The organism is Lacticaseibacillus suihuaensis (genome assembly GCF_054785075.1).
On record NZ_BAAGBJ010000003.1, the window covers coordinates 192,199 to 217,313 of the forward strand.

The following is a 25,115-nucleotide window of genomic DNA, read 5'->3' on the forward strand; positions in this document are numbered from 1 at the left end:
AATGGCACGGTCACGTCATCGAGCGCATAAAAAAAGTGCAGTCCCCACACCGCACACTTCGATCATGATACGAATAACTTGGCGCTGGCCTCCTCAAGCATCCTGAGAAGGGCTTCCAGCTTTTCCTCGCCGAGCACGGCCACCCAGCGGTCGAACTCCGCAATCGAGGCGGCTTCCGCCTCTTTCTCGGTTCGTCGACCGCTCGGGGTCAAGGCGAGGATGTGGCGGCGGTGATCGTCCGGTGCGACCTTTTGCGTGACGTACCCCAATTCACGCAGGACGCTTAGTTGACGGGCGATGGCGGGTTTGGTCACCCCGCGTCGCTGCACGATTTCGGTCAGGCTCGTCACCTGATTGTGGGCGAGATCGTGCATAATCTGGTACTGCTCGAACGAGAGCCGGTATTCCGCAACCGGGCGCGAGATCAAGGTCTCGACGTTCTTGATCGAGCCGAAGTACACATCGATGAAGCCTGCTAACAGGCTGTCTTTGTCCATTTTCTAACCTCCTCCAATCAGCCTTGTGATTATTTTATCAGGATTTGCAGGCGGCAACAAACTTTAACCGAAATAAAGTGTGAAAGGTTACGGCGTTGACGAATTGGCCGGGATTCGCTAACATGGAGGACACCGGAGGGGGAATGTGCATGAAACACCGGAAGCTCTGGCTTGTGGCTGGCGCGTTGGGGATGCTGGCGGTCGCCGGGATGCTCGGCGCCAGCCTGTATTTCTACGATTATGCATTCGTACCTAAACGCAAAACCTTCTTGAACAACACGGTCAGCGTGGCGCAGCGCAAGGCCTTCGCCTGGTACGATGCGGTTGCTAAGGAGACCTGGCACGAGCAGGCGGCCGGCGCCGACCTGCGCCTGGCCGCGACCTACGTGCCGGCCAAGCGGCCAACCACCAAGGCGGTGGTCGTCGCCCACGGTTACATGGGCTCGGCCCGGGACATGGCGGCCAAAATCCGCCTGTTTCACGACGCCGGCTACAACGTGCTGGCCCCGGACGACCGCGGCCACGGCCGCTCGCAAGGCGACTACATCGGCTACGGCTGGGCCGACCGCGGCGATTACCTGAAGTGGCTGGACCGGCTGGTGGCGCGGCTCGGCTCAACCGGCCGCATCGCGCTGTACGGCGAGTCGATGGGTGGGGCGACGGTGATGTACCTGAGCGGCGAGACGCTGCCGCGCCAGGTTCGCGCGATTGTCGAAGACTGCGGCTACACCAGCATTGAAGACGAGCTTGCGGCCCAAGCGCAAAGCCAATTCGGCATTCCCCGCTACCCGCTGGTGCCGCTGGTGGCGGCAACCGCCAGCGTTCGGGCCGGCTACAACGTCGCGGCGGCGACCGCGATTCCGGCGCTGCGGCGCAACACGCGGCCCATTCTCTTCATCCACGGCGCCGAGGACAAGTTCGTGCCGACCAGCATGGCCTACCGCAACTACGCCGCCGCGACGGCCAAAAAGTCACTGTGGATCGTCCCCAAGGCTGGTCATGCGCAGAGCTTCACCAAGCACCCGGCCGAGTACCGCAAGCGCGTTCTCGCCTGGCTGAAGGCTGCGATGTAGCGCCGCCGTATCGCTAAGCTGCCGCGGCCCCACGTTGCAAGCGGCGCATCGCGTTGCGGCCGACCGCTGACCCCCGGGCGAGCGGATGGTATAATCGTGATGGAGGCGCCTGTCATGAAGGAATCGAAATACACGCCGATCAGCCGCGGCTGGCTCGGATTCTGGAGTTTAATGTACAGCATTGTGCTGATTGTGGCCGCGGTCGGCCTGGGCTTTGCCATGACCTTCGGCAGTCCGCAGGCGGTGGCCAAGGTGCTGACCGGCCCCCGCGCCTTTCCCGCCATCGCGGCCAAGGTTGACCGGGCCGTTTTGGCCGTGGCACAAGGCGAAGGCGTCGAGCTGCCGGCCGGCACTGCCGTCACGCCGCGAGCCGAGCTGAAGGCCGCGCTTAAAACAGGGTTGGCCATCAGCGCCAACTTCAATGCGGTGCCGGCCAATTCGTCGCTGGTCGATGCGCGGTACGTGACCCACGCGGCCGGGGCCAAGACCCCGCTGCGCCTGACGCCGCTGACCGCGGCGATCGACGCCACGCTTGAGGCCAAGACCACCGCGGCCAAGCTGGCCTACAATGGCAAGCCGCGGACGCGAACCGAGGCCAAGGTGAAAAAGCTCATGGCCTCGCGCGTCATCGAGCTGGTGATGCTTCAGGGCTGGGGACTCGTCTACCCGATGCTGATTCTGACGGTGCAAACCGCCGCCATCGTCGGCCTGGTGTTGATGGTGATCACCTGGGCGTTGATGCTGTACTGCAGCCACAGCTGGCAGCGCTTCTTCAAGGTGGCCGGGCGGGTGACCTACGTGACGGGTTTTCTCGGCGGTATCGGGGCCTTGATCATCGGCACCCGCACCTTTACCGACGCGATGGGCACCAGTTTTCAAAGCATCGACCCGATCGTCTTTCACGAGCTGTTCTACCGCTTCTCCCCGACCTGGCAGCACCTGGCCGGCTGGGTGGCCGTGGCGGGGCTCGCCATCGCGCTGCTCGCGCAGGCGATGCGGCTGACCCGCTGGTTCTTCTGGCGCCGGCGGCTGGCGACGCGGCCGGGCGAGACGACCACCGACGTCGGTGCGGTTGCGGCGCCTGACGATGCGCCAGCGGCGCCGGCGCCCGAACCGAATCCGGCACCCGAACCGACTCCGGCAGCGGATTCAAAGCCGGGGCCGAGGCCGGATCCGCAATCGAATCCAAGGCCAGACCCCAAGCCAAACCCGACACCGAATTCTGACCCAACACCGCACCCGGGGCATCGCAACTAACCCAACCCACGCAAACACGCCTCAGCCCGCAAGCTTTGGCACCGCGGGGTGGGGCGTGTTTGCGTAGGTCCGGGGCTCAACCGGCCAGCTGCTCGCCGACCAAAAGGGCCATCAGCGCGACCTCCGCCGCCAGTGGAAGCCAGTCGCGCCTCAGGTTCGGGGTGGCCGCGGGGTCTTTTTGCAAGTCGTGCAGCGACCACAGATTGATTAGGATAATGAAAACCGGAATCAGCACCAGCCACTTGTGCGGGGCCACCGTGTTGCCGTTGCGCAGCCGCAGCACCATGTGCAGCTGGGCAGTCGGAATGGCGAGGATGAAGGCGGCCAAGGCCACGGCCAGAGCGTCGATCACCCACTGGCACCACCGCAGCGCCTTCATAAGGCGTCACCGCCGCCGGTCACCTCGCGGCGGTCGACCGCGTGAGCGGGGGCCGGCGCGGTGAGGTAGCGACCCAGTGCCTGGGGCCGCAGCCGCGCCGCCGCGGTGGTGTTAGGCACCCAGCCCAGCACGGTGTCTGCCGGCAGGTCCAGTCCGGTGCGGTCCAGGTGAGCGAGACGTTCGGCCTGGGCGGCGGTCAGCGTCGCGGTGGTCACCAAAAGCAACTGGTGGTACTGGCCGCCGTTCATGGCGACGAAGGCCTCGACGAGCCCGGCAAACCACGGCGCAAGCGTCAGGCCAAGCTCCTCTTGGGCCTCGCGGGTGGCGGCCTCAACGCCGGTTTCGTTGAACTTCACCGCGCCGCCCGGGGCGATGAACAGCGCCTGGCCGCCTTCTTGGACGTGCTTGAGAAACACCCGGTCGCCATGTTGCAGCAACAGCACGGCCCGCACCCCGAACTGCTGGTTGGCGCCGACTTGATAGCGCAGATCCTGATCTTCTTGCATGAGTCCTCCCTCGGCCAGTGCCGTAGTCGTCTGTTCTTGTCACCTGATGATAGCGCAGCGCGACGCCACTGCCCAGTCCCAAATGAGACAGAATTAAAATTTACTGTTGACATCATGAGGAACGGCCACTAGTATGGAGTCAACATATCGTTCGTGCTACGAGGAGAAGAGTAACTCCGGCGGCGCCGCAAAGAGAACCCGGTTGGTGAGAAAGGGACGGCAAGGCTTGAGTGAAGATGAGCTCCGATCAGCAGCCAGGGGGTTCACGCCGCCCGGCCGGTCGCAACCGTTATCAATGCGCGGTATCTTAGGTACCGTTGAGGTGGGCTTGGCCCACGAACACAGGGTGGTAACGCGACAAGTCGTCCCTTGACCGAAGAGGTCGAGGGGCGATTTTTGCGTCTCACAGGTCTTTGCGGCACGAACGCACAGGAGGAAAAAAACATGACACAATCAACCACGATTCCCTTTCGCGCCGACCTGGTCGGCAGCCTGCTGCGGCCGGCGGATCTGAAACAGGCCAACGCCCAGCTCAAGGCCGGCACCAGCACTGCGGCCGCCGAGGAAGCGGTGCAGCACCGAGAAGTCGCCCGCATCGTGGCGGCCCAGGCCAAGCTCGGCTTTCGGGCGGTGACCGACGGCGAGTTTTCCCGCGAATACTGGCACCTGGACTTTTTGTGGGGGCTCAACGGCGTGGCCGAGGTCCGGCACGCCCAGTACGACAAGAACTTCGAAGGCGACATCGCCCCGGCCGACAACGTGCGGTTGAACGGCCGGGTCGCCTACAACCCGGACCACCCGTTCTTTGCGGCCTTCAGCTACCTGAACAGCGTCGTGCCGGCCGGGGTGCTGGCCAAGCAGACCATTCCGACGCCGGCCTTGCTGTTCCGCGATCACCGCAGCGACAACTGGGCCGACTACTACGACTCGCTTGAGGCCCTCGAGCAGGACGTGATCAAGGCCTACGTGCAGACCATCCAGCACTTTTACGACCTGGGTTGCCGCTACCTGCAGATCGACGACACCAACTGGGCGTTTTTGATTCACAACCTGCGCCGCACCGAGGGTGACGCAGCGGCGGCCAAGCCTTACGTCGAACTGGCCGAGCGGTCGCACCGCCTGCTGGCCGGCATTTTGAGCCAGCTGCCCGAAGACTTGGCCGTGACCTCGCACATCTGCCGCGGCAACTTCCAGTCGACCTACCTGTTCACCGGCGGCTACGAGTACGTCGCCGACTACATCAAGGACCTGCCTTATTCCGGGTTGTTCCTCGAGTACGACAACGCCCGGTCCGGCTCCTTCGCACCGCTGGCGACGCTGTGGAACGGCGATGCGAACAAGACGCTGGTGCTGGGGCTGATCACGTCCAAGTTCCCGGAACTGGAGGACCCAGCCGCCATCAAGGCTCGGCTGCAGGAGGCGGCCCAAACCGTGCCGCTGGCCAACCTCGCGCTGTCGACCCAGTGCGGCTTCGCCTCGACCGAGGAAGGCAACAAGCTGACCGAGGACCAGCAGTGGGCCAAGCTGCAGCTGGTACAAGACATCGCCCGAGACGTCTGGGGCAAGTAGCACGGCCGGCCAGCGCTGCATGGATCGGCGCGGCACCGGGTCGCCGGCAAGCACCGGAACGGCCGCGTGGCAGCGGGTTGCTGGACAGCGTGGTGGCCCGTTTGCCGGCGGCCGATTGCGGCCGCGGCCTTGCCAGGTGGCCCGGCGACGCGGTAGCATGAAGGCGACGGCAGTTTTTGATTCAGGTTACAAGGCATTTAATAGGAGGAATTCAGCATGGCTAAAGTAGAAAGTTTTGAACTCGATCACACCAAGGTGCTGGCACCTTACGTTCGGCTGATCACGGTGGAGGAAGGGCCCAAGGGCGACAAGATCTCGAACTTCGACCTGCGGCTGGTGCAGCCCAACCAAGACGCGATTCCAACCGGCGGCCTGCACACGATTGAACACCTGCTGGCCAGCTTGCTGCGCGACCGCATGGACGGCGTGATCGACTGCTCGCCGTTCGGCTGCCGCACCGGTTTTCACCTGATCACCTGGGGCGAGCACAGCACCACCGAGGTCGCCAAGGCCTTGAAGGGCAGCCTCGAGGCGATCGCCAACGACATCACCTGGGCCGATGTACCGGGCACGACCATCGAGTCCTGCGGGAACTACAAGGACCACAGCCTGTTTTCCGCCAAGGAGTGGAGCAAGCTGATCTTGAGTCAAGGCATCTCGGTTGACCCGTTTGACCGCAGCGTCCTCGCGTAAGCTGATTGCACCAAAAAAGCACCGCACCCGCACTTCGGGATGGCGCCTGTTAGCCGTGATGGCCGACACGCGGATTCCGGAGGCAGGGGCGGTGCTTTTGTTACCAGCGATTCTGCTCGCGCTTGGCCAGCTGGGCCTCAAGCCGGCGCGTCATGGCGGCGACCACCTTGGGGGCCGGTAGAAACTGCAGGTAGTCCGGCGCGGACATCGCCCACTGGGTCGCGTCGTACTGCGGGGCAAGACCGGTCAAGGCGTCGGCGGAAAAGCCTAGCTCAGCCGCCTTTTGCCACATGAGCCGCAGGTCGCGCTTGCGCCGGCGCAGGTACCAGTTGAACGCCTGCTGGCAGCCCAAAAGCCACACCACCAAGGCAATCCAGGCCGCGACGTGGTAACCTGGGGCGAATAGCACCAGGTAACCCAGCAACACGCCGATCGCCTCAATGGCCAGCAAAATGGAATTCAGGGAACTGATTTTCATCACACACACCTCAGGCTTAGTCTACCTGTTTCAAGCGCAAATCGCCACTACTGGCGGATGCGCTTGACGCGCCAGACCTGATCGATTGCGACCAGCTCCCAGACCTCGGTGAAGCGGCTGATCATCGCATCATCGTGTTGCTGCTGGTTGAACGCTGGACTTTCGGCCGGGTACTCGAACCAATCGCGGCCCTGGGCGGTGACCACCACGTGCAGGCCGGAGCGGCTCGGCTCCTGGGCCAGCGCGATGATGGTCATGCCTTCCAGGCGGTTGCACTTGCCAGCCTTGGCCCAGCGGTCCAGCAGACGCTTTTGGCTGCGGAAGTAGCGCGGTGTCATCAAGGTCGCAAGCGTCGCCTGGTCGTTGGCACTCCAGGCAGCCTCCATGGCGTCAAACAGGGCCGGGAAGGTCGCCTCAACCTCAGGATCAAGCGCGGTGGTGGCCCGGACGCGAGCGGTGCCGGTGCTTGGGTGGTTGCGCTTGTAGGTGATGACGCCCAGGCCGCCGGTCAAGACGATGAAGGAGGCGAACACCGTGATGGGGCTGGTGTTCGCGTTGTTGTAACCGCGGGTGTTGGTGCGATCGGTGGTCGTGCCACCGGTTGTGGTGCCGCCACCAGTGGTCCCGCCACCAGTCGTGCCGCCGGTGGCCCCGCCGGCCCGGGCCAGCGTCGGCGTCAGCGGCAGCGCCGCAAGCGCGAGCAGCACGATCAGAAGAATGTAGATTTTTTTCATGACAAAACCTTTCGTCTCGGACCTGTGATACACTGAGCGTGTTAATTGGAGGGGATAAGATGACAGAACAACAATGCCCGTGGTGCGGCGGCCGGGATTTCGTCGAGGCCAAGCACATGCCTTACAAAACGTGGCCGCTAAAAGCGCGGTGGTCGGCATTACCGGCCGGGCCAACCTGTGCTACACGGTGTGTCGCGATTGCGGCACCGTGGTCCGCACCTATGTCGATGACCTGAGCAAGGTGAGACGCTGGCGCTAGATTCAATGCGCCTGCCGGCCGGGTCCCGTTGCGCATCGGCGATTGTGGTTGCGCCAGGGCGGCGAGCTCACTGCCGGTCGCGCAGGGTGGCGCGGCCGCCTTCGACCGTCGCGAAGCGGTAGCGGTTCAGCGAGCGGTTGTAGACGTTGGTCAGCCGGTTGGGGTCGTTGTAGGTGATTTCGTACTGATGGGCGGCGATCGGCGACACCGCCAGGGCCCGATTCACGCCTTCTTGACGGTCGCAGGCGGCAAACACCGCGGCGAATTCCGCCGGGACGCGGCTGGTATCGTGGCCCTTGGCGGTTTTGGTGAAGGGTGTCACCTGGCCCTGGCTGAGCTTGACCATCGTGTTCTCGGTCAAAAACAGGTAGGTGGCCTGCCCGTCGCTGGCGGCGCGGGTGGTCGTCTTGGGCATTCCGTAGTGCAACACCGCAGCGGCCAGCTGTGCGGCCTGGAACGTACCGGTGTAAGTGGTGTTGACGCCTTGGCGCCTCAGGTCCTGGATGGTGAAGCGTTCGACGCTGGTGTAGGTGCCGGTGACCTGAACGTGGTAGAGTTGGTCACCGGTCACGCGCAACTGCTGGGTTTTGTCTTCTGAGACCCAGCGGCCGGCCAGCTGGCGGTTGCTTAGGTGCGTCTTTGGCACCTTCAGCTGGCCGCTGACGTAGACAGTGGCAACTGGCAGGTCCGTAATCGCCGGGTCGTAGCCCAGGCTCAGCGCATACAAGGTGTCGCCGGCCGCGACGTAGCCGATTCCCAACGCGGTTTGGGTGCCGGTGGTTTTGTAGGTGGTCAGCTGGTTGTAGCCGGTCAGCTTGAACTTGGCCTTGGCTTCGGTCAGCGCCCGGTTCAAGGCGGCCAAGCTGGCCAGGCGCATGGTCTGGTGCTGCTGCTTGGCCGTTGCGGTCATCAGACGCTTGGCCGTGGCGTAGCTGATCTTGGTGGTGCCGGCACCGAGCAGGCCGCGGCGGGTGGTGACGACGTTGGGACTGGCCGTCGTCTGCGTGACGCGAACCTGCGTCAGCTGGTCGCCCTTGAGTGCGGCGGTCACCGTGGCGTCTTCGACCCACAGCGTTTCGGCGCGGTTCAAAATCTTGGCCGAGTTGCGTCGCACGGTCTGGGCGTCTTGGCCGCGTTGGCAGCCGGCAAGCGCGAGGACGAGCACGGTGAGGCCGGTGATGCGAAGCCATTTTATCATAGTTTGCCCCCCAAGTTTTCTCCATTGTCGCACAATGGTCGGCGCCAGGGGCGGCCTTGACCAAAGCTTAAGCAAAAACGGTGCAGCGTTCGTGATACGCCCTCGGCGCGGCACTGCCAGAGGCCGGCGTCCGGCAGATGCGCCGGTGTTGTCTGCGGCCGGGCCAGTTTGCGAAAAGACCCCCGGTCGCAGTGCTTCGACCGGGGGTCTTGCGGTGTTGCCCGCGCCGAAGCCACCGGGCGGCGTAACGCTCGGTGGCCTTGGCCTGATGCTTGCTGGTTGCAATTCTTCGGTGGTCGCGAGTCGACACGAGGCCGAATCGCGGCCGCTTGGAACAAGCCACGCGCCGAGCCCCTCCGCAGCTACCTCGCAAGCGAGTAGGAGAGACAGTGAGACTGCGCGTGGGTGGTGGCGTACACCCTGGTATTCGGTCCCATCGAGGGGAGCCGTAACGCGAAAACACGTGTGTTGAAAGCCAGAATCGGCTTGGTATGGGCGGGGGTACTGGGAATGCTTATCTCCCGGCCATTCCCCCTGGGGCAGTGGCATTGCAACGGCTAAGGCCTTTAGCCGCCGCCCTGTCCTAGAATAATCATCCAAAGCCAGTGTAAGCCCTACTATTTTGGCCGTCAATTTTTAAGCTCGCGTGGCGGTTGAACAAACGTGGCGTCGCGCGGCAACACGCAAAAGGCCCAGCCGGCGTCTCGCGTTGGCTGGGCCCTAGTTTGGTTCGGTGGTGCTCACTCGGCCTCCGGGAAGGTCACCTTGTGCTGGGTGATGCTCCAGGTCTGCTTGTTGGTCGCGGTCACGCCGACGGCCGCGACGTCGGCCTTGATCTCGGCCGGCGTCAGGTTGAAGCGCGGGAAGCTCGGGATATCGTTGTAGGTCATGCCCGTCCAGCCGGACTGCTCGTGGTCGCGCTTGATGCCGCTGCTGTCTCTGGTGTCGTAGACCTGGCCGTAGCGAACCGCCTTGCCGGTTTGGTCGTTGGTGATCTCCAGGTAGGCGACCAGCCGCTTTTTTTCACCCTTGCTGGCCTTGCTTTCGGTCACCTTGGGCTCGGGCTTTTCACCCGGGGCCAGGCTCGCGGCGTCGGCGCTTGCGTCCTTGGTGCTGTCGGCGTCCTTGGTGCCGCTGGTGCTGGTGGCTGCGGCGCCTTGGCTGCTCGCCTTGGCGTCACTGCCTGAGTCGGCCTCGCTGCTGGCCTTTTGGCTGCTGCTGGTTTTGGCCGCGTCGCTTGAGTCGGCGGCGGTGGTGGTTTGCACCGCGGCGGCGCCCAGCAGGACGACGAAGGCGGCGACGGCGATCAGTTTTTTGGTGAGTTTCATGGGTTGGCTCCTTAGTCAGGATTTGGTTTCAGTGTACCAATTCCTTGGGCGAAACGCAAAAGTGCCGCTACTTGAAGAAGGCGTTCAGGTAATGCGCGACGCCGTCGTGGTTGATGTCGAGCGTCTTGTAGTGGGTGGCTGCCAGCACCTCGGCGTTGGCGTTGCCCATCGCCACGCCGTACTGGACCGTGGTCAACATCTGCAGGTCGTTGCTGCCGTCGCCGAAGGCCATCGTGCGGCGCAACGGGATGTCGAGCTGGGCGCAGACCTGACGAATCGCGCTGGCCTTGTTGATGCCGTGCTTGGTGATCTCGATGTTGTCGAAGTTCGACGAGCTGAGGTCGAGGCCGGGGTAGGCGCCAAGCGCCTGCTTGGCCTGGGCTAGGGTGCTTGGATCCGGGTGAAAAATGATGCCGTTGGTGATGTCCGGCGCCAAGGCGCAAAGTTCTTGGATCGAATGCACGGTGCGGTTGCGCCGCGGGTCCTCGCCGGCCATGCGGTGGGCGGCGTCGCGGCTGACGGCGATCGGCGTATCCTCAAGCGACACCACGCCGGTTTCGGTGAACAAGGTCGCCCGGGCCCCGAAGCGCTTGGCGACCTGGTAGATGCCGGCGAGCTCCGGCGCCCCGAGGTGAATGCCGCTGGTCTCGCCTGCGACCTGGGTGACCGAGCCGTTGGCGCAGATGACGTTCAGGCCGGGCCCGATGCGGTCGGCCATCGCCCGGGCCGAAAACAACGCGCGGCCGGTGGCGATGAAGAACTGGTGGCCGGCTGCTCGGTACTTGGCGATGGCGGCCTTGGTGGCGGGGCTTGGCACCTGGCTGCGGCCGACCAGGGTGCCGTCGATATCCATGAAAATTGCGTATGGTGACATAATGACGTCCTTTGCAGTTAGTTTGCTTCACTGGCCAGTCTAAGCGTTTTCAGCTGAGGCGGCAAGTCTTTCCCGTTGGGCAACAAAAAGGGACCGCCGTGGCGGTCCCTGTCCAACGCGTTACTTGGTGGCCTGGTCCTTGCCCCGGATGCCGAGAGACACGGCGAAGGCGACCACCGCCAGTGCCAGCACGAAGGCGAATCCGGCATGGGCCCCGGCGGTTTGGCCGGCCACGCCTGGCTGGCTGCGCATGCCCGCGGCCAAGGCGCTGGTGGCAATCGCGGTGGCGACGGCGCCGACAATCTGCTGCAGCGTGTTCAAAATCGCGCTGCCATCCGCCGAGGTCGCGCCGTCCAGGCTGTTCAGTCCGTATGTCTGCGCCGGTGACATCGCAAGCGGGGCCCCGATCATCAGCACGATGTGGCCGGCGATCACCTGGGCCAGGCTGCTGTGGGCGTTGGTGGTCATCAAGATGATCACCCCGATTGCCGCGATTGCAAAGCCGAGCTTGGTCAGCCACTTGGCGCCGTAGCGGTCAAAGAGCCGCCCGGCCAAGGCCGACACCAGCGCGTTGACCACGCCGCCCGGCAGCATGACCAGACCGGTCATCGCGACCGGCAGGCCCATCGTTTTTTGCAGGTAGGTCGGCAGCAGGTACATCGCCGCCAAGATGACGCCGAAGTCGAGCATCACCAGCAGGGTGCCGAAGGTGAAGGCGCGGCTGTCAAACACGCGCAGGTTCAGCATCGGCGCGTCTTGGTGCAGCTCGCGCCGAGCAAAAATCACTAGGGCCACAATCCCGATGACCAGGGCAATCAGCACCGGGGCGGCCAGCCAGCCGTGGTCCGAGGCGCTGGAGACGCCGATCACGATGCCACCGAAGCCGACGGTGGACAACACGATGGCTAGCCAGTCGAAGGCGACGGCTTGGCGCTCAAAGGCGTCGCCCAGCGTGGCGGCGACCAGCACGAAGGCGATGGCCAAAACCGGCACCAGCACCCAGAAAATCGCGTGCCAGGAGAACTTGGCGAGCAGTAGCCCGGCCAAGGTCGGGCCGATCGCCGGGGCGAACATGATGACCAAGGCCGCCATGCCCATCACCGCGCCGAGCTTGTACGGCGGGAAAATCTGCAAGGCGATGCTGAACATCAAGGGTAGCACCAGCCCGGTGCCGATGCCTTGAATCATGCGGCCGATGAGGACCACCGGGAAGGTGCTGGCGACCGCGGCGATCACGGCGCCGAGCATGAAGGCGCCAAGCGCGGTCAACACGACGGCCTTGGTGGCAAAGCGCCGCGACAGCAGGCTCGACAGCGGCATGCAGATGCCGATCACCAGCATGTAGCCGGTGACCAGCCACTGAATGGTGCCTTGCGTGACGTGAAGCGCGGCCATCATCGACGGCAGCGCGATGTTCAGCGCCGTTTCGGAGAACATGCCGACGAAGGCCCCGATCATCAGGCCGAGAATTGCCAGCGCCGGATGGGCGAGCTGGACGCGAGCCTTGGGCAGTGTTGAATCATTTTGCATAAGATTAGACCATCCTTACTGTAAAGTGGCGAGCCGCACCTGGAACGCAAAAACACCCCTCCGGTCTGGGCCGGAAGGGTGTTGTCGCAACGCATAGGCATAGCGCTGGGCTGTGTGGGCATTTCGCCGAATGAAAAGCAACGGTCATTATCTTAATGACCGCGCCGCCAAAAGTCAACCGCCAACTCGCGGCGACCGTGCGGCCGGCCGGCACATGCGGCGGCGACGCGGCCGGGACCCACTGGCGACCACGTGCGGCACGAGCGGCTTCGCCGGGCCGAACCGCGGCCCCGCGGCTCACCACTCGCGGTGGTCGTTGATGGCGTTTTTGGCGGCGACCAGCTTCAGCGGGTCGAGCTTGTAGCGGTCGCAAAGATAAAAGCTGTAGGTCAGCACATCCGCCAGCTCCTCGGCCAGGTGCGGAACGTCTTCTTCCGGTAGGGTTTCGGCCCATTGGAAGCACTGCAGGACCTCGCTGGCCTCGATGCTCAAGGACTTGGCCAGGTTGACCGGCGACTGGGCGTCGTCCCAGCCCCGGGCGTTGCGAAAGGCGACAATCTGTTGGATCAGGGTGCGGTAAGCGGCGGCGCTGTCTTGGTCGACGGCGACCTTGGCTGGGGCGATGGGATGAACGGTCATAACGTTACCTTCTTTGATTGAATAATGGGGACTGGTCCTATGGTAGCACTGCGAATCGGCCAGGAGAAGGGCGATTTGCCGCCCGGCGCCGGCAAGCGGCCGCACTGCGGTGCCGGCGCGTCCCGGCAGCGACGGGTCAAGTCGAGGTCCAATTGACGACGCCAACCTGGGAAATTGGCGGCCGCGTTTTGCCCATTGACTTGGCGCGAGGCGGCGGTATGCTGAAGGTGACAACGCTTACTGAGGAGGACTGACAATGAATCGAATCACCGTCGAAGCCTACGATCGTCGCGCCGGCCGGGACCTGTGCGAGCTCACGCTCATCAACCGCAACGGGGTGGTGGTGAAGCTGCTGAGCCACGGGGCGACGCTTAAGCGGGTGCTTTTGCCAACGCCGGAAGGGGGCCTGCACGACGCCATCATGCACCTTAACACCCGTGAAGATTACGCCAAGGACCGCAATTTCTTGGGCGGCACGGTCGGGCGCGTCATCGGCCGCATGCGACACGGCGAGTGGCAGGAAGGCGACACGCTGCACCGCTTTGAACTGAACGACGGGCCCAACCACGCCCATGGGGGACCGCACGGCTACGATACTCGGGTCTTTGATTTTCGGCTGCAACAAGGCGACCACGCCGCGACCGTCACCTTCAGCCTGTTCGACGCGGCCAACACCGCCGGCTACCCCGGCAACGTGCGGCTCGAGGCGGCTTATACGCTGGACGACGCCGACTGCTTGACCTACCGCCTTCACGCGGTGAGCGACGCGCCGACGCCGTTCAACCCGGCCAACCACGTGTACTTCAACCTGGGTGACGGTACGGTGGAAAACCACGTGCTGCGGCTGGCCGCCGACCGCTACCTGCCGCTGGACGCCGAAAGCATCCCGACCATGGGTCAGCGCAGCGTGGCCGGCTCGGTCTTTGACTTTCGCGAGGGCCAGCCGCTGGCAACGGCGCTGAACAGTGCCGACCCCCAGATTGTGGCGCAAAATGGGCTCAACCACCCGTTTTTGCTGACCGGCCAAGTTCCAGCCGCCGAGCTGACGCTGCCAGGCAGCGGCCGCAGCGTGACGATGGCCACGACGCAGCCGGCGATTGTCGTCTACACGGCCAATCACTTCGATCACACCGGCGTGGCCGCTAACCTCGGCCGCTACTCGGGCGTGGCGCTTGAGGCGCAGTTCCCACCGACCGCCGACCCAACGCTCAACGCCATCGTGCTGGTGCCGGGGGCGGCCTTTGACGCGACGACCAGCTGGACCTTCGGCTACTGATGACCAGTTGGCGCGAACGGTGTGGGGCCCCAACGACTTTGTAGAATCACGCAGTTGAGGTTTTGTTGACCCAGGACGCGGCCGAGATGGCGCGTCTGGGTAATCACGTGTTAAAGGAAAACTTTGCCTGGGACTGGGATAGTCACGTCGGTCAGAAATCGAGTGACTGGGTTCTGCGATATCGGATTATTGATCAGGACACACTGTTACTGCTACTGGCGACCGGAACGCATCACGACACGCTGAAAAGATAGTATCGTTATCTTTTGTAATCAAAAATAGCCTTCCCGGCGTCCGTCGGGAAGGCTATTTGCGTGTGGAACCTTTATTCGAACATCTTCTTGGTCGCGCGAAGCAGCGTCGGCAGGTCCTTGTCGTAGCGCGGCGTCTTGACCAAGTGGCTCATCGGAATGCCGGCGAAGTGGTAGGCGGCGATTTCCCCTGACCGCACGGCGCTTTGCTCGGTGAAAATCATCTGGTAAGGCTGCTCGACGAACTCGCCGGTGAAGGCCAGGTTGGTCGAGTGAGCGGGGATGACTTCCGGCCGGTCCGTCTTGGCGCGGTTGTTGAACAGCGCCGAGGCGTATGGCATGTAGCACGGGATGCAGTTGATAACCGAGTCCATGATCGCCGCGGTGTGCTCGCGGATGTTGATCGGACCCGGGTCGACCATGCTGAGCTGGCCGATCAGCTCTTGCAGCATTTCCTTACCGGTCATTTCGATGTAAGGCTTGTTGACGAACTCACCGGTGCGGCGTGGGTACAGGAAGTAACCCCAGATGACCGCCTCGTTGGGCTTTTGGGTCGTGAAGTGCGGCTGGTGATGCACGACGATGGACATGTTGACGTCGGGCTTGCCGAGGTCGGTGATCGGCGCCGTCGAGAGAAAACTGTTCAGCGCGTTGCCCGGCACCTGGGTGGTGATGCGCGTGATCTCGTTGAGCAGCACGTGGTCCTTGGTGGTCAGCGTGAAGCTGACCCACTCGGAGGCGGCGCGGTCGGCGAAGAACTTGTCCGGGTTGCCCAGGTTGTAGAACCGGGCCGCGGCCTTTTTCCACAGTGCGGCCGACAAGCCGTAGTCCATGTTCTCCGGCGCCGGGGTGTCGTAGTCGCCAAGCGTCGCGGAGTCGGTGATGCTGCCGTTGGTGAAAATCACGGCGGTGTCGTCGTCGACTGCGACCTGCTCGACGTCACCGGTGTGGGCGTCTTGAATCGTCAGGCCGGTGACGGTGATCTCGTCTTGCATCGGGCTGTCGGCGAAGGTCCAGTCCGTGACGATTTTGCCCAGCGCAAAGGTCACGCCTTGCGCCTTCAGGTAATTGATCAAAGGCAGCATGATAGATTCGAACTGGTTGTAGCGGGTGCGGTTGACGCCGACCAGGTGCTCGATCTGCGTGAACTCGTAAAGCATCATGTGCATGTAGCGGCGCAGCTCCTGGGCCGAGCTTTGGGTGCGGAAGGCGAACGTGGTCTCCCACATGTACCAGAAGTTGGTGGTGAACATGTGCGGGTCGTCCTTGAAGTACTCGGCGATCGAGACGTTGTCCAGCAGCGTCTCGTCCTTGTCGGGCATCATCACCAGCTTCGTCAAAAGGGCGCGGTCCAGGTTGTTCAGCCCGAGCTTGCCGGCCTGCAAAATGCCGTCGCCGCGGCGCATCAGCCGGGCCTTGTCGAAGGTGCGGTGCTTGGCGTCGAAGTCGCGGGTGTCCTCGGCCGCCGTCATCCCCGGCTCCGTGGCGGAGTCGACGCGCGACAGCAGGTCCATCAGGTCGACGTAGGTGCGGTAGTTCAGCATCCGGCCGCCCCGGGCGATGTAGCCCGTGCTGTTGTCCAGCGGGTGTTCGGCGTTCCAGTAGTCGGCCGCCTGCTCGGAGGCGGCGCTGCCGTCGTTGGAGCCGTGGTCGTCGATGCCGTACAGGGTGATGGCGTCGCCGTTCCAGTGGCCTTCTTGGATCAGGTAGACGGCGCTGGCCATGTTGGCCAGCCCGGCCCCGATCATGATCGCTTTGTGTTTGATCATACTATTCCTCCTAATCTGTCTGTGCTGATGAAGCCGCGTGGCGTTGCAGGCGCGTTTGGAAGCGGGTGTCAGATGCGCATGCGACCCCGCTATGGGCGAGATCACACGTTAAACGCATGATCCCGAGCAACGCGTTCCTCCGAGCAACGCGTTCCTCCGAGCAACGCGTTCCCCGCCGCAACGCGAACGTGATTAGCTACGCCGCGTCGTCTGGGCCAAGGGCGGGCCCAATCGCCACGGCTAGGCTAATCAGTTGGCTAAATGCGCGGCGGCTCACGCTCTAAACGCGTTCCTCCGCGCAACGCGGGAGCGTCTAGCTACGCCGCACAATTGGGGCGAAACCCGCCCCAATCGCACGGCTAGGCTAGCCGTCCCGCTAAAACGCTCGGGCTCACGCTCTGTTCGATTCGTACTTCGCGTAGTCCTTGGCATCGTCGTGGAACCAGTCCAACTTGTACAGGGTGTAGGCCGTGGCGGCAGCGAGGCCGACTGCGGTCAGTAATAACGCTTTCTTCATAACCTTTCACCTCACTTTTTGATTACGCTTTCAGTATAGGCCGGTGAAACAAGGCCGTTCAATGGACAAGCACTGGGGTTTGTCCAATCGCATTGGGCCGGATAATCAAAAAGCCGAGCGGGTCAGCCCCACTCGGCGATTAAATCATTATGTTAATACATGGTCCGGGAGTTGCGAACCGCCAGTGCCAAGGCGCCGGTCATCATGACCTCGGCGCGTTTGACCATCGCGTCCTTGTCCTCGATCAGGCCGCGCATCAGCCACTGGATGACCTGGGCGACCAGGGCCAGGCCGTAGAAGTTGCAGATGTCGTCTTGGAGGTGTCGCGGCAGCTTGGCGTCGGTGCCTTCCACCACGCCGCGAACGAACTGCTCGGCGACGGTCGCCAGAAGTTGCTCCAAGAGGTCGCGGCCGACGGAGTTGAAGCTCGCGAGGCAAAAGGCGCGGTTGTCCTCGATGTAGGTCAACAGCATGCGGTAGGCGGTGGTCCACTCGGTGATCTGCGCGTATTTTTCCATCTGCGTGATAATTTCCTGCTGGTAGACCCACGCAAGCAGCGAGTAGATGTCCTCGAAGTGGTAGTAAAACGTGTTGCGGGTGACGCCGGCCTTGGCGGTCAGGGCGTTGATCGTGATGTGATCCAGCGCCGTGGTGGCCATCATGTCGCGCAGCGTGGCAGCCAGGAGCTGCTTGGTGTCCGGCCGGCTCATCACATCACCGCCAGCTGGTTGTAGCTCAGCACCTTGACGCCTTCGTCGGTCAAGGCGATTTTGGAAATCGAGCCGTTGCGGGGGCTGTCGGTGACCACGAAGCCGTCATCCTTGCCGAACTTGTCGATGATGCTGCGAATCGTGGTACCGTGGGTGACCAAGAGCACGTTGTCGCCGTTTTGGTTCTCGTCGCGCAGCATCTTGAAGCCTTTTTGCAGGCGGGTCCAGTAGGTCAAGGCGTCCTCGGCGTCGTGGAAGGGGTCGGCCTCATGCATGAAGTCCTTGGTCGCGTCGACGCCGAACTGCGCGATCAGGTCTTTGAAGGTGCGAGCCCCGTGCGGCGCCCCGACGGCGTACCAGGCCTTGGCGGAGTCTTCGCCTTCGTAGTAGCCGTAGAACTGCTCGCGAAACAGCGGCGTGGTGGTCAGGGTGACGTGCGTGTTGAAGTTGTTGGCCAAAACCAGCTTGGCGGTGTTGCTGGCCCGCATGGTGTCGCTGGAGTAGGCGTGGGTGAAGGTGATGTGCTTCAGCGCCTCACCGGCCCGGCGGCCATCGGCCAGGCCGGACTCGGTCAGCGGGGAGTCGGACCAGCCTTGCATCTTGTTGAACTTGTTGAACCAGGTTTGACCGTGACGGACCAGGTAGACGGTGACTGTTTTCATGACGACCTCCAATGTGTTTGCTTGGGACTATTTTACCACAGGCAGGCTAGGCCAGCTCGGCCAGCCAGTCGCGAAACTGCGCCTGGGCCGTCTCAAGGTATGGCATCGAGGCGAGCCCCGTCAGCGCCATCACGTCTTCATAAACCGGGGCGAACAGGTCAAGGCTTGCCCGTATGCTGGCGGTGACACCGGTTAGGTCGGCCTGGTTGTAAGTGGCGGCCAGCGCCTGCTGCTCGGCGGTGGAGAGCGTCTCCCAGGTGTACTTGCCGCAGACGCCGGCGTCGAACTGGCCGTGGCGCTGCGCGGTGGCCCGAAAGCCCAGCATGTCGATCAGCATCGGGCGGGTGTAGCGGTTCAGCATCTCGTTGGCGTAAACCAGGTTGCGCCGAGCCACGCCCTTGACCGCGTTGCCCAGGCACCAGTAAAACTCGTTGGCACAGGCGTCAAGCGCCGTCTGGTCGGGTACGGCGACCCAGTGGCTCGACGCGTTCGTGGTCGGCGCCAGGCGGCCGCAGCCTTGGCGCCAGACGATGCCGTTGAGCGAATCTGACGCCAGGTAGCCTTCGATATCGGCGGCCGGGGCGACTTTGAGGTCGATGCGGCGCGAGCCGGGGTAGCGGGTCAGGTAGGTGTCCCAGATGCTGCTGGACGCCCCGAACAGCGCCTCATTGGCGAGGTGCTGCACCAAGGTCGGCTCACCGACCTGGTGAATCCACCAGTTGCCGTCGGTCACCGCGGGATCGGCGACAAAAAGCGTGACGTCTAAGTCGACCCAGGCGTCCGGATGGGTCGCAGGGTTGTTGCTTGAGCCTTCCGTGCCGATCGCCAAGACGTTGGCGTCGGCCTCGGCGAGGGTGATGAAGCGGTCTAAGTCTGTCATGTTGGCCTCCTGTGGGTGATGATGCAATCGTTTTTATTATACCGTTTTGACCGCACGAAAAAAGACCGGCGGCGGCCGGTCTCAATCGGGTTAGTCGTTGAACGTGCCGTTCTCGACATCGGAGATGAAGTCCTTGAGGTGCTTGAAGTACACCGGGGCGTTGTCGATCATGTGGTGGTGACCGCCGTTGGGGGTGGTGACCAGCCGCGCGTGGGGGATGTCTTCGGCCATGCGCTGGGCGGAGCGAACCGGCATGGTTTCGTGCTCGCCGAAGGTCAAAAGCGTCGGCACCGTGATGTTGTGAATCTGGTCGCGAATGTCCCAGTCCTTGAGCTTGCCGGTGACCACGAACTCGTTGTCGCCTTGAAAGGCGTTGTAGACGGCGGTGCCGGTGGTGTCGATCAGGTGAGAGATGGCAGGCGGCTGCTTGCGGTCCACGTAGCCGGCGTTGAGGATGTCGACGTACTTTTGGTACTGTGCGTCCTTCCAGTTACCCGCCGCCTCGATTTTTTGCATGTACTTGACGGCCGATGGCGGCAGGGCCTCCTCGCGAACGCGGTTGATGTTGACCACGTACTCGTCGATGTTGTCGATCATGCTGGAGATGATTGCGCCCTTGAGGTGCTCACCGTACTTCAAGGCGTAAAGCTGCGTCAAGGCGCCGCCCCAGCTTTGGCCGATCAGGTAGAAGTGATCCAGGCCGAGCTTTTGGCGAACCTCTTCGACTTCACCGAGGAAGTAGTCGGTGGTCAGGTACTTGGCCGCGATTTCCGGGTCCGAGTAGTCCGGCTGGTCGGAGTAAAACGAGCCCAGCTGATCGTACATGTGAACCTGAACGCCGAGGTCGGCGAGTTCTTCGCCGAAGTTTTCCCAGTACTCATGGTTGCCGCCGGGGCCGCCGTGCAGGCAAAGCAGGTGGATGTCGCCTTGCCCTTGCGTGTTGGTCCACAGGTGGTAGCCGTTATCAAGCGTTAAGATGGTGGTTCCTTGCTTCATTACAGTCACCGCTTTTCTAAGAGATACCTCATTTTAGCACTATAACTCTGAAATGGCACTTAATCGTTGCTGTGACGGGCTTGGCCATGCTTGATGCCTAATCAACACGACCGCTAGTAATCCCAAAAAGTAATCTCTTATTGAGTCTTGTTGACGTCGATTGTGCTGTGCTCGAAGTCAACGTCACTAGGTCAAGGCGCAGCTTCGCCGTGCCGGATGCCGCTGCATGCTAGCGCCGAAAGTAGGCACGGCGCTGCGGGTACTTGTCGCCTTCGCGCACCCATCTTAGAGACGGCATTAGGACGCACGTCGAATCCTGGGATAGCGCTATCCATCTTGCCAGTCATCCCCCGGACGAATTAGAAAGAACAAAAACGCCACCCCCGCAAGAAGGTGACGCCCTGATACCAAACTGCTAGACGGTGCCGCCGCTTGTTAAGCTACTTGCGGCCGTCTAGCCAGTGATCCATAATGAGCAGAATCACACCTACCAGTAGCGGCGCGATAATCGCTTGGTCAAACTGGGACAAACTAACCACCACTTTTTGGCGCGGTATCGCGTTCGCAAGGCGCAGCGGCATTGCTTATTATATCTGATAGAAACCGGACTGAACAGTCGTACACGAATTGCCACCAAACGGGCAACGTGCTATAGTTGTCGTAGGTCAAACAGGGGCGACTAGCCCGTTCCGCACAGTCCGCAAGCTGTGCGGTTTTTTTGTCTCATAATCGAGAACGCCTCCGCCAGCCAGCCGGTGACGCTACTAATCTGAGTGATGTGACCTAATTCAAGGCGCGATGGGCGCTGAAAACGTCTCATAAATGCCGATGTGTCACGGTGTGTGATCTCAAAGATCAAGCGCCTTCTTTTTAGCACAATGACGGCGGTCGCGGGGCAGTTGCCACCGCGCTTCATATGACAAAATGAGTTCTGATTCGGACTCGTATTTGTTACCTTTTGTAAGTGTAGTATAATGAGACGTATTCAGCTCGGCAACGGGCGTTGTTCAGAAGGGGGAGCGTGGCGGATGAAGGCCGTGAGCATTTTTTCAGGCGCAGGGGGGCTAGACCTGGGCTTCCAGCAAGCCGGCGTCGAGATTCTAGCGGCGTACGACAGCATGGCGCCGATGGTCCAGACGTACCGGCGCAATGTTGGCCCGGCGCAGCAGGCTGACTTGGCCAGCTACGACTTCGCTCGGATGAGCGACGACCTGGCACTTGGTGGGGACCTCGACCTCGTCATCGGGGGCCCGCCCTGTCAGGGGTTCACTTCCGCCGGGGCGCGGTTTTGGGCCGATCCGCGCAATGCGCTAATTCGCAATTACGCCGAGGCCTTGCGTATTCTTCATCCCCGGTGGTTCGTGATGGAGAACGTCGAGGGGCTCTTGACCGCGGCCAAGGGACGCTACCTGGAGGAGACCCTCAAGGCGATGATCGCGCTGGGCTACGCCGTGGCGCTCAAGAAGGTGTACATGCAGGAGTACGGCATCCCGCAACGGCGCAAGCGCGTCATTCTGGTGGGCAATCGCGAGGGCAAGCGTTACGCGTTCCCGCAACCCATCCAAAAAGCCTCCGGTGCCATCTATCGCAACGGGTCTTGCACCTTGCGCGACGCCATCGGCGACTTAGAAGGGGTCGAAGACGAGGCCATCGATCAGCTGCCGGTTGCGCCGAGCGGCCTGCAGGCGGCGCGGATTCAGGCGCTTTTGCCGGGCCAGTCGATGAAGGATCTGCCCGCCGAGTTGCAGCACGACTCCTTCAGCCGCCGGGCCCACCGGCGGGTACAAGACGGCACCGCAAGCGCCAGGCGCGGCGGTGCCCCGAGCGGCCTCAAGCGCCTGCAGTACGACGAGCCGGCCTTGACCATCACCAGTGCGGCCAGCCGCGAGTTCGTGCATCCGGTCTTGGACCGGACGCTGACGCTGCGCGAATGCGCCCGGGTCCAGACCTTCCCCGACAGCTTCGCGTTCTTCGGCACGAAAAGCGAGAAGCTGCTGCAGATCGGCAACGCGGTGCCGCCGCGGTTCGCGCGTCAGCTGGCCGACTCGATTCTGCAGGCGGATCAAACGGCGGCGGCGGTCGTTCCCCAGGGCTTGGTGGCGGCGCAGCTGACCAAGTCGACCGGGCTCAGCCCCGCCTTGCAACGCACACTGGCACTGCTTCAGCCGCTGATGGTTCAGCAGCCGAACCTGGATATCTAAAAGGAGACACAAGATGCTTCGAGGCTCAAAGCTCAAATTTTACCGCCAGTTCGCGTCGCATGGCGCCGGTGACACGCTGGTTTTGATTGAACCCAAGGAAGTGGTGTTGCTGGCGACCATCACCCGGCTCGACCTGCACGACGGGCGGCGCGAGGCTTGGATGGACGACGCCACCTTCGCCCTGGCCAAACGCGGCCTGTACGCGGTCGACGCGGCCCAGCTTGCGGCGCTGCCGGCGGTGTCTGAGGAACAGGCCTACGAGATTTTGCACCTGGCCGCCGTTGACGACAACGACGAACCGGAGTACCTCTACTTGAGTACCCTGGCGATGCTCTACCGCCGGCGCGTGAAGTACGCCAGAATCCTTCAGACGCAGCCTTTTCCCACCGCCAATCAGATCGCGCCCCGCGCGATTTTGGAGTACGGCCTGGCCGATGCCGACCTGCTGTTCGCCTGGATGAGCTGGCGCAAGCTGGCCTATGACTTGGACAACCGCAGCGCCCAGGAGACGGGCTACAGCTTCGAGCCACTTTTGGTCGGCTGCCTCGGCGGCACCAGCCTGGGGGCCAAGGTCTCCGTCGTTCACCGGCTGAACGCGCAAGGTGAGCCGACGCCGGAAGGCCGCCAAGTGGACTGCTACGTCGCGGCCACCCAGACCGTCTACGAGCTCAAGATGCGCATGACCATCGCCGCCTCCGGGCAGGGGCGCTTCAGCGAGGAGCTGTCTTTTCCCAAGGAGGCGGCCGCGGCGGGGCTGACGCCGGTGTTAGTCGTGTTGGACCCGACGCCGTCGCCGCGGCTAGCGGAGCTGCGCCAGGCCTATCTGGACGCCGGCGGCAGCTGCGCGGTCGGGGAGGCGGCCTGGCAGCTGCTGGCGGCCAGTGCGGAGGCGGGCATGAACACGTTCATCGAGACGTACATTCACCCGGTGTTTGCGGCGGCCGCGGCCGGCATCACGCCACAGCCGACCGCCATCACCTTGCGCAACCAAGGCGGCGCCATCGAGATCAGCGATGACACCGGGCGGCGCTACACCATTCACAGAACGCCGCAGTGAGACGCTAAAAGCCGTCCGGGACAAACCCAGGCGGCTTTTTTAGGTGGGCTATTGTGCTGCCGTCACCACGTGCTGGAAAAAGGCGGTCTCTCGCGCCACCGGATCGACGGCCAACCGCTGCTCCAGCGCAAACATCTGGGTCTGCCAGGCCGCCGTCGCCTTGATGGCGCTGTTGGCAGACAGGCCGAACACGGTGCGAAGCCCCCAGGTCGTCGCGATGCGCTGCGTTGGCGCCAGCCAGGCGGCCAGCTGCGCGTTGTCGTACAAGTTCATGGCGCCGAACGACTGCGACGCCAGCGGCGCCTGCGCGTAGGCGGCCAGCGCCTGGGCCGGGTCGTCTTGCAGCACCGCGGCGGCAAAGACGTGGCCCAGCCGGTTGTGCCGCACAATCGAGAAGCGGCCACCGGCGGTCAGGTGAGCGGCCAGCTGGTGAAGCAGGGCGGCCGGGTCGGCCACGTACTCCAAGACGTTGTGCAGCACGATCCAATCGAAGCGCTGGGTCCCAAGTGCCGTTTGCCAGTCGCCGGTGGTTTGGGTGAAGCCGGTTTCGGCCAGCGCCAGCAACCGGGCGTCGGGCTCGTAGGCGGTGACCTGCGCCTTGCCGGCCAGGTGCTTGGCGGTGTGGCCGAAGCCGCTGCCAAAATCCAGCACCCGTACCCCCGGTTCAATCAAGGGGTCCAGCTGATCCCACAGCAGGCGGTAAAACATCGCGCCCCACGGGGTTTCATACACGTACTGGTGGTACTGTTCGATTGTGGACATTTTGACCTCCGTGTTGTGGTTAGTCTTCCTTGAATTCCCGTGCGTGAGCCTTGAAGAAGTCGGCGAACACACGCACCTCCGGTAACTCGGACCACGGCCGCACGACCACCGGCGCGTGGTCGAGGTCGTAGACTTTCGCCCCCGGCAGCGCGAGGACGAAGGGCGAGTGGGTGGCGATGATGAACTGGCAGCCAAAGAACCGAGCGCTTTGGCCGATCGTCTCGACCAGCGCCTGCTGGTGGGACGGCGACAGCGAGTTTTCCGGCTCGTCCAACAAGTAGAGATGGTTGTCTTGGAGCTTCTGGTCAAAATAGGCCAGCGCCGACTCGCCGTTGGAGCGTTCGGTGACGTTCTTGTGCAGGTGCTCCCGCACGTAGCGCGATTGCGTTTTGCGCCGCGTCTCCAGCGTCTTTTTGAGCTCGTCGTAATCACTCAAGTCGTGGTACTGGAACGTGCCGAACTTGTGATCCAAGTAATCCTCGAACATCTCATCGCGCTTGGCGTCGATGCCCTGGTTCAGCGCCCGGGTGTCCAGCATGAAGTTGAAGATCTCGTCGCTTGAGATGATGGCCGAACCCTCGGGCATCGGGCTGGCCAGCTGGTAGTCGCACCGTGCGAGGTACGACTCGAAAAAGGCCGAGCGGTTGTACAGGACGTTGCGAGCCAGCCCGAGTTTTTCCGCCATCACGTTGAGCAGGGTGGACTTGCCGGCGCCGTTGTTGCCGTACAAAATGGTGACGTCGGCGAAGCGCAGCGTCGGGACGTCTTTATTAGGAAATAGTTGGAACGGGTAGTAGTCCGTGTAGGCGCGGCTTTTGGCCTCCTTGACGAAGAACTCCCATTCCTGATCCTCGCTTGCCAGCGTGAAGCTTTCCAGGTACTGCATGGCGACCTCCTTGCGTGACGTTACTTACATTCTACGCAAGTTCCCCGCCAGCGTCGAGGCCGGACGTGCAAGTGGCCAGCTACGCCAGGACGCTTGGGACCAAGTGCGAGTCCCCAACGTCCCGGCTAGGCTAC

Annotated in this window: 26 protein-coding genes; 7 read left to right on the plus strand and 19 right to left on the minus strand. The window is 62.9% G+C overall.

Features of this window, described 5'->3' with window-relative positions; all coding sequences use genetic code 11:
- Positions 1 to 62: 62 nt before the first annotated feature.
- Positions 63 to 497, minus strand: a complete 435-nt coding sequence (locus tag ACYVRZ_RS04530; RefSeq protein ID WP_262316327.1) for a MarR family winged helix-turn-helix transcriptional regulator — start codon at positions 495 to 497, stop codon at positions 63 to 65.
- 149 nt (positions 498 to 646) lie between these two features.
- On the opposite strand from ACYVRZ_RS04530, the gene ACYVRZ_RS04535 reads away from it, so the two are divergent.
- Positions 647 to 1,570: an alpha/beta hydrolase gene (locus tag ACYVRZ_RS04535; protein WP_461225201.1), complete on the plus strand. Its 924-nt coding sequence runs from the start codon at positions 647 to 649 to the stop codon at positions 1,568 to 1,570.
- 114 nt (positions 1,571 to 1,684) lie between these two features.
- A complete protein-coding gene (locus ACYVRZ_RS04540) occupies positions 1,685 to 2,827 on the plus strand; it encodes a hypothetical protein (protein ID WP_461225203.1) in 1,143 nt (380 codons plus the stop codon).
- 76 nt (positions 2,828 to 2,903) lie between these two features.
- On the opposite strand, the gene ACYVRZ_RS04545 is transcribed toward ACYVRZ_RS04540, so the two are convergent.
- Together ACYVRZ_RS04545 and ACYVRZ_RS04550 are read right to left on the minus strand one after the other, a co-directional pair.
- Positions 2,904 to 3,206 (minus strand): hypothetical protein, encoded by a 303-nt coding sequence (locus ACYVRZ_RS04545; protein WP_461225205.1) that lies wholly within the window; start codon positions 3,204 to 3,206, stop codon positions 2,904 to 2,906.
- Positions 3,203 to 3,712: an NUDIX domain-containing protein gene (locus ACYVRZ_RS04550; RefSeq protein ID WP_461225207.1), complete on the minus strand. Its 510-nt coding sequence runs from the start codon at positions 3,710 to 3,712 to the stop codon at positions 3,203 to 3,205. The genes ACYVRZ_RS04545 and ACYVRZ_RS04550 overlap by 4 nt, the downstream gene beginning before the upstream one ends.
- A gap of 444 nt (positions 3,713 to 4,156) precedes the next feature.
- Between ACYVRZ_RS04550 and ACYVRZ_RS04555 the strand changes: the two genes are divergently transcribed.
- The gene (locus tag ACYVRZ_RS04555) at positions 4,157 to 5,281 is read left to right on the plus strand and encodes a vitamin B12 independent methionine synthase (protein ID WP_461225208.1); all 1,125 of its coding nucleotides are present in this window, start codon (positions 4,157 to 4,159) and stop codon (positions 5,279 to 5,281) included.
- A 216-nt stretch (positions 5,282 to 5,497) separates the two neighbouring features.
- The gene (locus ACYVRZ_RS04560; protein ID WP_262316333.1) at positions 5,498 to 5,974 is read left to right on the plus strand and encodes an S-ribosylhomocysteine lyase; all 477 of its coding nucleotides are present in this window, start codon (positions 5,498 to 5,500) and stop codon (positions 5,972 to 5,974) included.
- A 100-nt stretch (positions 5,975 to 6,074) separates the two neighbouring features.
- Here ACYVRZ_RS04560 and ACYVRZ_RS04565 read toward each other — a convergent pair whose 3' ends face one another.
- The 7 genes from ACYVRZ_RS04565 to ACYVRZ_RS04595 all read right to left on the minus strand — a co-directional run bounded on the left by ACYVRZ_RS04565 (position 6,075) and on the right by ACYVRZ_RS04595 (position 13,014).
- Entirely contained in the window at positions 6,075 to 6,452 is a 378-nt protein-coding gene (locus ACYVRZ_RS04565; RefSeq protein ID WP_461225211.1) for a hypothetical protein, read from the minus strand.
- 47 nt (positions 6,453 to 6,499) lie between these two features.
- Positions 6,500 to 7,186, minus strand: coding sequence for a Tim44 domain-containing protein (locus ACYVRZ_RS04570; RefSeq protein WP_461225213.1), 687 nt, complete (start codon positions 7,184 to 7,186; stop codon positions 6,500 to 6,502).
- A gap of 326 nt (positions 7,187 to 7,512) precedes the next feature.
- A complete protein-coding gene (locus tag ACYVRZ_RS04575) occupies positions 7,513 to 8,643 on the minus strand; it encodes a hypothetical protein (protein WP_461225215.1) in 1,131 nt (376 codons plus the stop codon).
- A gap of 740 nt (positions 8,644 to 9,383) precedes the next feature.
- Positions 9,384 to 9,971 carry a hypothetical protein gene (locus ACYVRZ_RS04580; RefSeq protein WP_461225216.1) on the minus strand — a complete coding sequence of 196 codons (588 nt, stop codon included), beginning with the start codon at positions 9,969 to 9,971 and terminating at the stop codon, positions 9,384 to 9,386.
- Positions 9,972 to 10,038: 67 nt separating this feature from the next.
- Complete coding sequence (locus ACYVRZ_RS04585; protein WP_461225218.1) at positions 10,039 to 10,845, minus strand: Cof-type HAD-IIB family hydrolase; 807 nt, start codon at positions 10,843 to 10,845, stop codon at positions 10,039 to 10,041.
- Positions 10,846 to 10,965: 120 nt separating this feature from the next.
- Complete coding sequence (locus tag ACYVRZ_RS04590; protein WP_461225220.1) at positions 10,966 to 12,375, minus strand: DHA2 family efflux MFS transporter permease subunit; 1,410 nt, start codon at positions 12,373 to 12,375, stop codon at positions 10,966 to 10,968.
- A 297-nt stretch (positions 12,376 to 12,672) separates the two neighbouring features.
- On the minus strand, positions 12,673 to 13,014 hold the full coding sequence (locus ACYVRZ_RS04595) for a nucleotide pyrophosphohydrolase (RefSeq protein WP_461225222.1): 342 nt from the start codon (positions 13,012 to 13,014) through the stop codon (positions 12,673 to 12,675).
- Positions 13,015 to 13,270: 256 nt separating this feature from the next.
- On the opposite strand from ACYVRZ_RS04595, the gene ACYVRZ_RS04600 reads away from it, so the two are divergent.
- The gene (locus ACYVRZ_RS04600) at positions 13,271 to 14,290 is read left to right on the plus strand and encodes an aldose epimerase family protein (RefSeq protein ID WP_461225224.1); all 1,020 of its coding nucleotides are present in this window, start codon (positions 13,271 to 13,273) and stop codon (positions 14,288 to 14,290) included.
- A 325-nt stretch (positions 14,291 to 14,615) separates the two neighbouring features.
- On the opposite strand, the gene ACYVRZ_RS04605 is transcribed toward ACYVRZ_RS04600, so the two are convergent.
- The 7 genes from ACYVRZ_RS04605 to ACYVRZ_RS04635 form a co-directional block, all read right to left on the minus strand.
- Positions 14,616 to 16,325, minus strand: a complete 1,710-nt coding sequence (locus ACYVRZ_RS04605; RefSeq protein ID WP_461225280.1) for an oleate hydratase — start codon at positions 16,323 to 16,325, stop codon at positions 14,616 to 14,618.
- A gap of 376 nt (positions 16,326 to 16,701) precedes the next feature.
- On the minus strand, positions 16,702 to 16,827 hold the full coding sequence (locus ACYVRZ_RS04610) for a hypothetical protein (protein ID WP_262316344.1): 126 nt from the start codon (positions 16,825 to 16,827) through the stop codon (positions 16,702 to 16,704).
- 152 nt (positions 16,828 to 16,979) lie between these two features.
- The gene (locus ACYVRZ_RS04615) at positions 16,980 to 17,537 is read right to left on the minus strand and encodes a TetR/AcrR family transcriptional regulator C-terminal domain-containing protein (RefSeq protein ID WP_262316345.1); all 558 of its coding nucleotides are present in this window, start codon (positions 17,535 to 17,537) and stop codon (positions 16,980 to 16,982) included.
- The gene (locus ACYVRZ_RS04620; protein ID WP_461225227.1) at positions 17,537 to 18,199 is read right to left on the minus strand and encodes a histidine phosphatase family protein; all 663 of its coding nucleotides are present in this window, start codon (positions 18,197 to 18,199) and stop codon (positions 17,537 to 17,539) included. The genes ACYVRZ_RS04615 and ACYVRZ_RS04620 overlap by 1 nt, the downstream gene beginning before the upstream one ends.
- A 46-nt stretch (positions 18,200 to 18,245) precedes the next feature.
- Positions 18,246 to 19,079, minus strand: coding sequence for an aminoglycoside 6-adenylyltransferase (locus ACYVRZ_RS04625; RefSeq protein WP_461225229.1), 834 nt, complete (start codon positions 19,077 to 19,079; stop codon positions 18,246 to 18,248).
- 90 nt (positions 19,080 to 19,169) lie between these two features.
- Entirely contained in the window at positions 19,170 to 20,075 is a 906-nt protein-coding gene (locus tag ACYVRZ_RS04630; protein ID WP_461225230.1) for a proline-specific peptidase family protein, read from the minus strand.
- Between the two features lie 440 nt (positions 20,076 to 20,515).
- Positions 20,516 to 20,656 (minus strand): type I toxin-antitoxin system Fst family toxin, encoded by a 141-nt coding sequence (locus ACYVRZ_RS04635; RefSeq protein WP_461225232.1) that lies wholly within the window; start codon positions 20,654 to 20,656, stop codon positions 20,516 to 20,518.
- Positions 20,657 to 21,103: 447 nt separating this feature from the next.
- On the opposite strand from ACYVRZ_RS04635, the gene ACYVRZ_RS04640 reads away from it, so the two are divergent.
- On the plus strand, positions 21,104 to 22,276 hold the full coding sequence (locus tag ACYVRZ_RS04640) for a DNA cytosine methyltransferase (RefSeq protein ID WP_461225234.1): 1,173 nt from the start codon (positions 21,104 to 21,106) through the stop codon (positions 22,274 to 22,276).
- Between the two features lie 13 nt (positions 22,277 to 22,289).
- Positions 22,290 to 23,333: a hypothetical protein gene (locus ACYVRZ_RS04645; protein ID WP_461225236.1), complete on the plus strand. Its 1,044-nt coding sequence runs from the start codon at positions 22,290 to 22,292 to the stop codon at positions 23,331 to 23,333.
- Positions 23,334 to 23,381: 48 nt separating this feature from the next.
- On the opposite strand, the gene ACYVRZ_RS04650 is transcribed toward ACYVRZ_RS04645, so the two are convergent.
- Positions 23,382 to 24,095 carry a class I SAM-dependent methyltransferase gene (locus tag ACYVRZ_RS04650; RefSeq protein ID WP_461225238.1) on the minus strand — a complete coding sequence of 238 codons (714 nt, stop codon included), beginning with the start codon at positions 24,093 to 24,095 and terminating at the stop codon, positions 23,382 to 23,384.
- Positions 24,096 to 24,114: 19 nt separating this feature from the next.
- A complete protein-coding gene (locus ACYVRZ_RS04655) occupies positions 24,115 to 24,981 on the minus strand; it encodes an AAA family ATPase (protein WP_461225240.1) in 867 nt (288 codons plus the stop codon).
- Positions 24,982 to 25,115 lie beyond the last annotated feature (134 nt).

Excerpts from the sequence above, each read along its gene's own strand:
- ACYVRZ_RS04530 (WP_262316327.1), bottom strand. The coding sequence starts at position 497 with ATGGACAAAGACAGCCTGTTAGCAGGCTTCATCGATGTGTACTTCGGC.
- ACYVRZ_RS04535 (WP_461225201.1), top strand. The coding sequence starts at position 647 with ATGAAACACCGGAAGCTCTGGCTTGTGGCTGGCGCGTTGGGGATGCTG.
- ACYVRZ_RS04540 (WP_461225203.1), top strand. The coding sequence starts at position 1,685 with ATGAAGGAATCGAAATACACGCCGATCAGCCGCGGCTGGCTCGGATTC.
- ACYVRZ_RS04545 (WP_461225205.1), bottom strand. The coding sequence starts at position 3,206 with ATGAAGGCGCTGCGGTGGTGCCAGTGGGTGATCGACGCTCTGGCCGTG.
- ACYVRZ_RS04550 (WP_461225207.1), bottom strand. The coding sequence starts at position 3,712 with ATGCAAGAAGATCAGGATCTGCGCTATCAAGTCGGCGCCAACCAGCAG.
- ACYVRZ_RS04555 (WP_461225208.1), top strand. The coding sequence starts at position 4,157 with ATGACACAATCAACCACGATTCCCTTTCGCGCCGACCTGGTCGGCAGC.
- ACYVRZ_RS04560 (WP_262316333.1), top strand. The coding sequence starts at position 5,498 with ATGGCTAAAGTAGAAAGTTTTGAACTCGATCACACCAAGGTGCTGGCA.
- ACYVRZ_RS04565 (WP_461225211.1), bottom strand. The coding sequence starts at position 6,452 with ATGAAAATCAGTTCCCTGAATTCCATTTTGCTGGCCATTGAGGCGATC.
- ACYVRZ_RS04570 (WP_461225213.1), bottom strand. The coding sequence starts at position 7,186 with ATGAAAAAAATCTACATTCTTCTGATCGTGCTGCTCGCGCTTGCGGCG.
- ACYVRZ_RS04575 (WP_461225215.1), bottom strand. The coding sequence starts at position 8,643 with ATGATAAAATGGCTTCGCATCACCGGCCTCACCGTGCTCGTCCTCGCG.
- ACYVRZ_RS04580 (WP_461225216.1), bottom strand. The coding sequence starts at position 9,971 with ATGAAACTCACCAAAAAACTGATCGCCGTCGCCGCCTTCGTCGTCCTG.
- ACYVRZ_RS04585 (WP_461225218.1), bottom strand. The coding sequence starts at position 10,845 with ATGTCACCATACGCAATTTTCATGGATATCGACGGCACCCTGGTCGGC.
- ACYVRZ_RS04590 (WP_461225220.1), bottom strand. The coding sequence starts at position 12,375 with ATGCAAAATGATTCAACACTGCCCAAGGCTCGCGTCCAGCTCGCCCAT.
- ACYVRZ_RS04595 (WP_461225222.1), bottom strand. The coding sequence starts at position 13,014 with ATGACCGTTCATCCCATCGCCCCAGCCAAGGTCGCCGTCGACCAAGAC.
- ACYVRZ_RS04600 (WP_461225224.1), top strand. The coding sequence starts at position 13,271 with ATGAATCGAATCACCGTCGAAGCCTACGATCGTCGCGCCGGCCGGGAC.
- ACYVRZ_RS04610 (WP_262316344.1), bottom strand. The coding sequence starts at position 16,827 with ATGAAGAAAGCGTTATTACTGACCGCAGTCGGCCTCGCTGCCGCCACG.
- ACYVRZ_RS04615 (WP_262316345.1), bottom strand. The coding sequence starts at position 17,537 with ATGAGCCGGCCGGACACCAAGCAGCTCCTGGCTGCCACGCTGCGCGAC.
- ACYVRZ_RS04620 (WP_461225227.1), bottom strand. The coding sequence starts at position 18,199 with ATGAAAACAGTCACCGTCTACCTGGTCCGTCACGGTCAAACCTGGTTC.
- ACYVRZ_RS04625 (WP_461225229.1), bottom strand. The coding sequence starts at position 19,079 with ATGACAGACTTAGACCGCTTCATCACCCTCGCCGAGGCCGACGCCAAC.
- ACYVRZ_RS04630 (WP_461225230.1), bottom strand. The coding sequence starts at position 20,075 with ATGAAGCAAGGAACCACCATCTTAACGCTTGATAACGGCTACCACCTG.
- ACYVRZ_RS04635 (WP_461225232.1), bottom strand. The coding sequence starts at position 20,656 with ATGCCGCTGCGCCTTGCGAACGCGATACCGCGCCAAAAAGTGGTGGTT.
- ACYVRZ_RS04640 (WP_461225234.1), top strand. The coding sequence starts at position 21,104 with ATGAAGGCCGTGAGCATTTTTTCAGGCGCAGGGGGGCTAGACCTGGGC.
- ACYVRZ_RS04645 (WP_461225236.1), top strand. The coding sequence starts at position 22,290 with ATGCTTCGAGGCTCAAAGCTCAAATTTTACCGCCAGTTCGCGTCGCAT.
- ACYVRZ_RS04650 (WP_461225238.1), bottom strand. The coding sequence starts at position 24,095 with ATGTCCACAATCGAACAGTACCACCAGTACGTGTATGAAACCCCGTGG.
- ACYVRZ_RS04655 (WP_461225240.1), bottom strand. The coding sequence starts at position 24,981 with ATGCAGTACCTGGAAAGCTTCACGCTGGCAAGCGAGGATCAGGAATGG.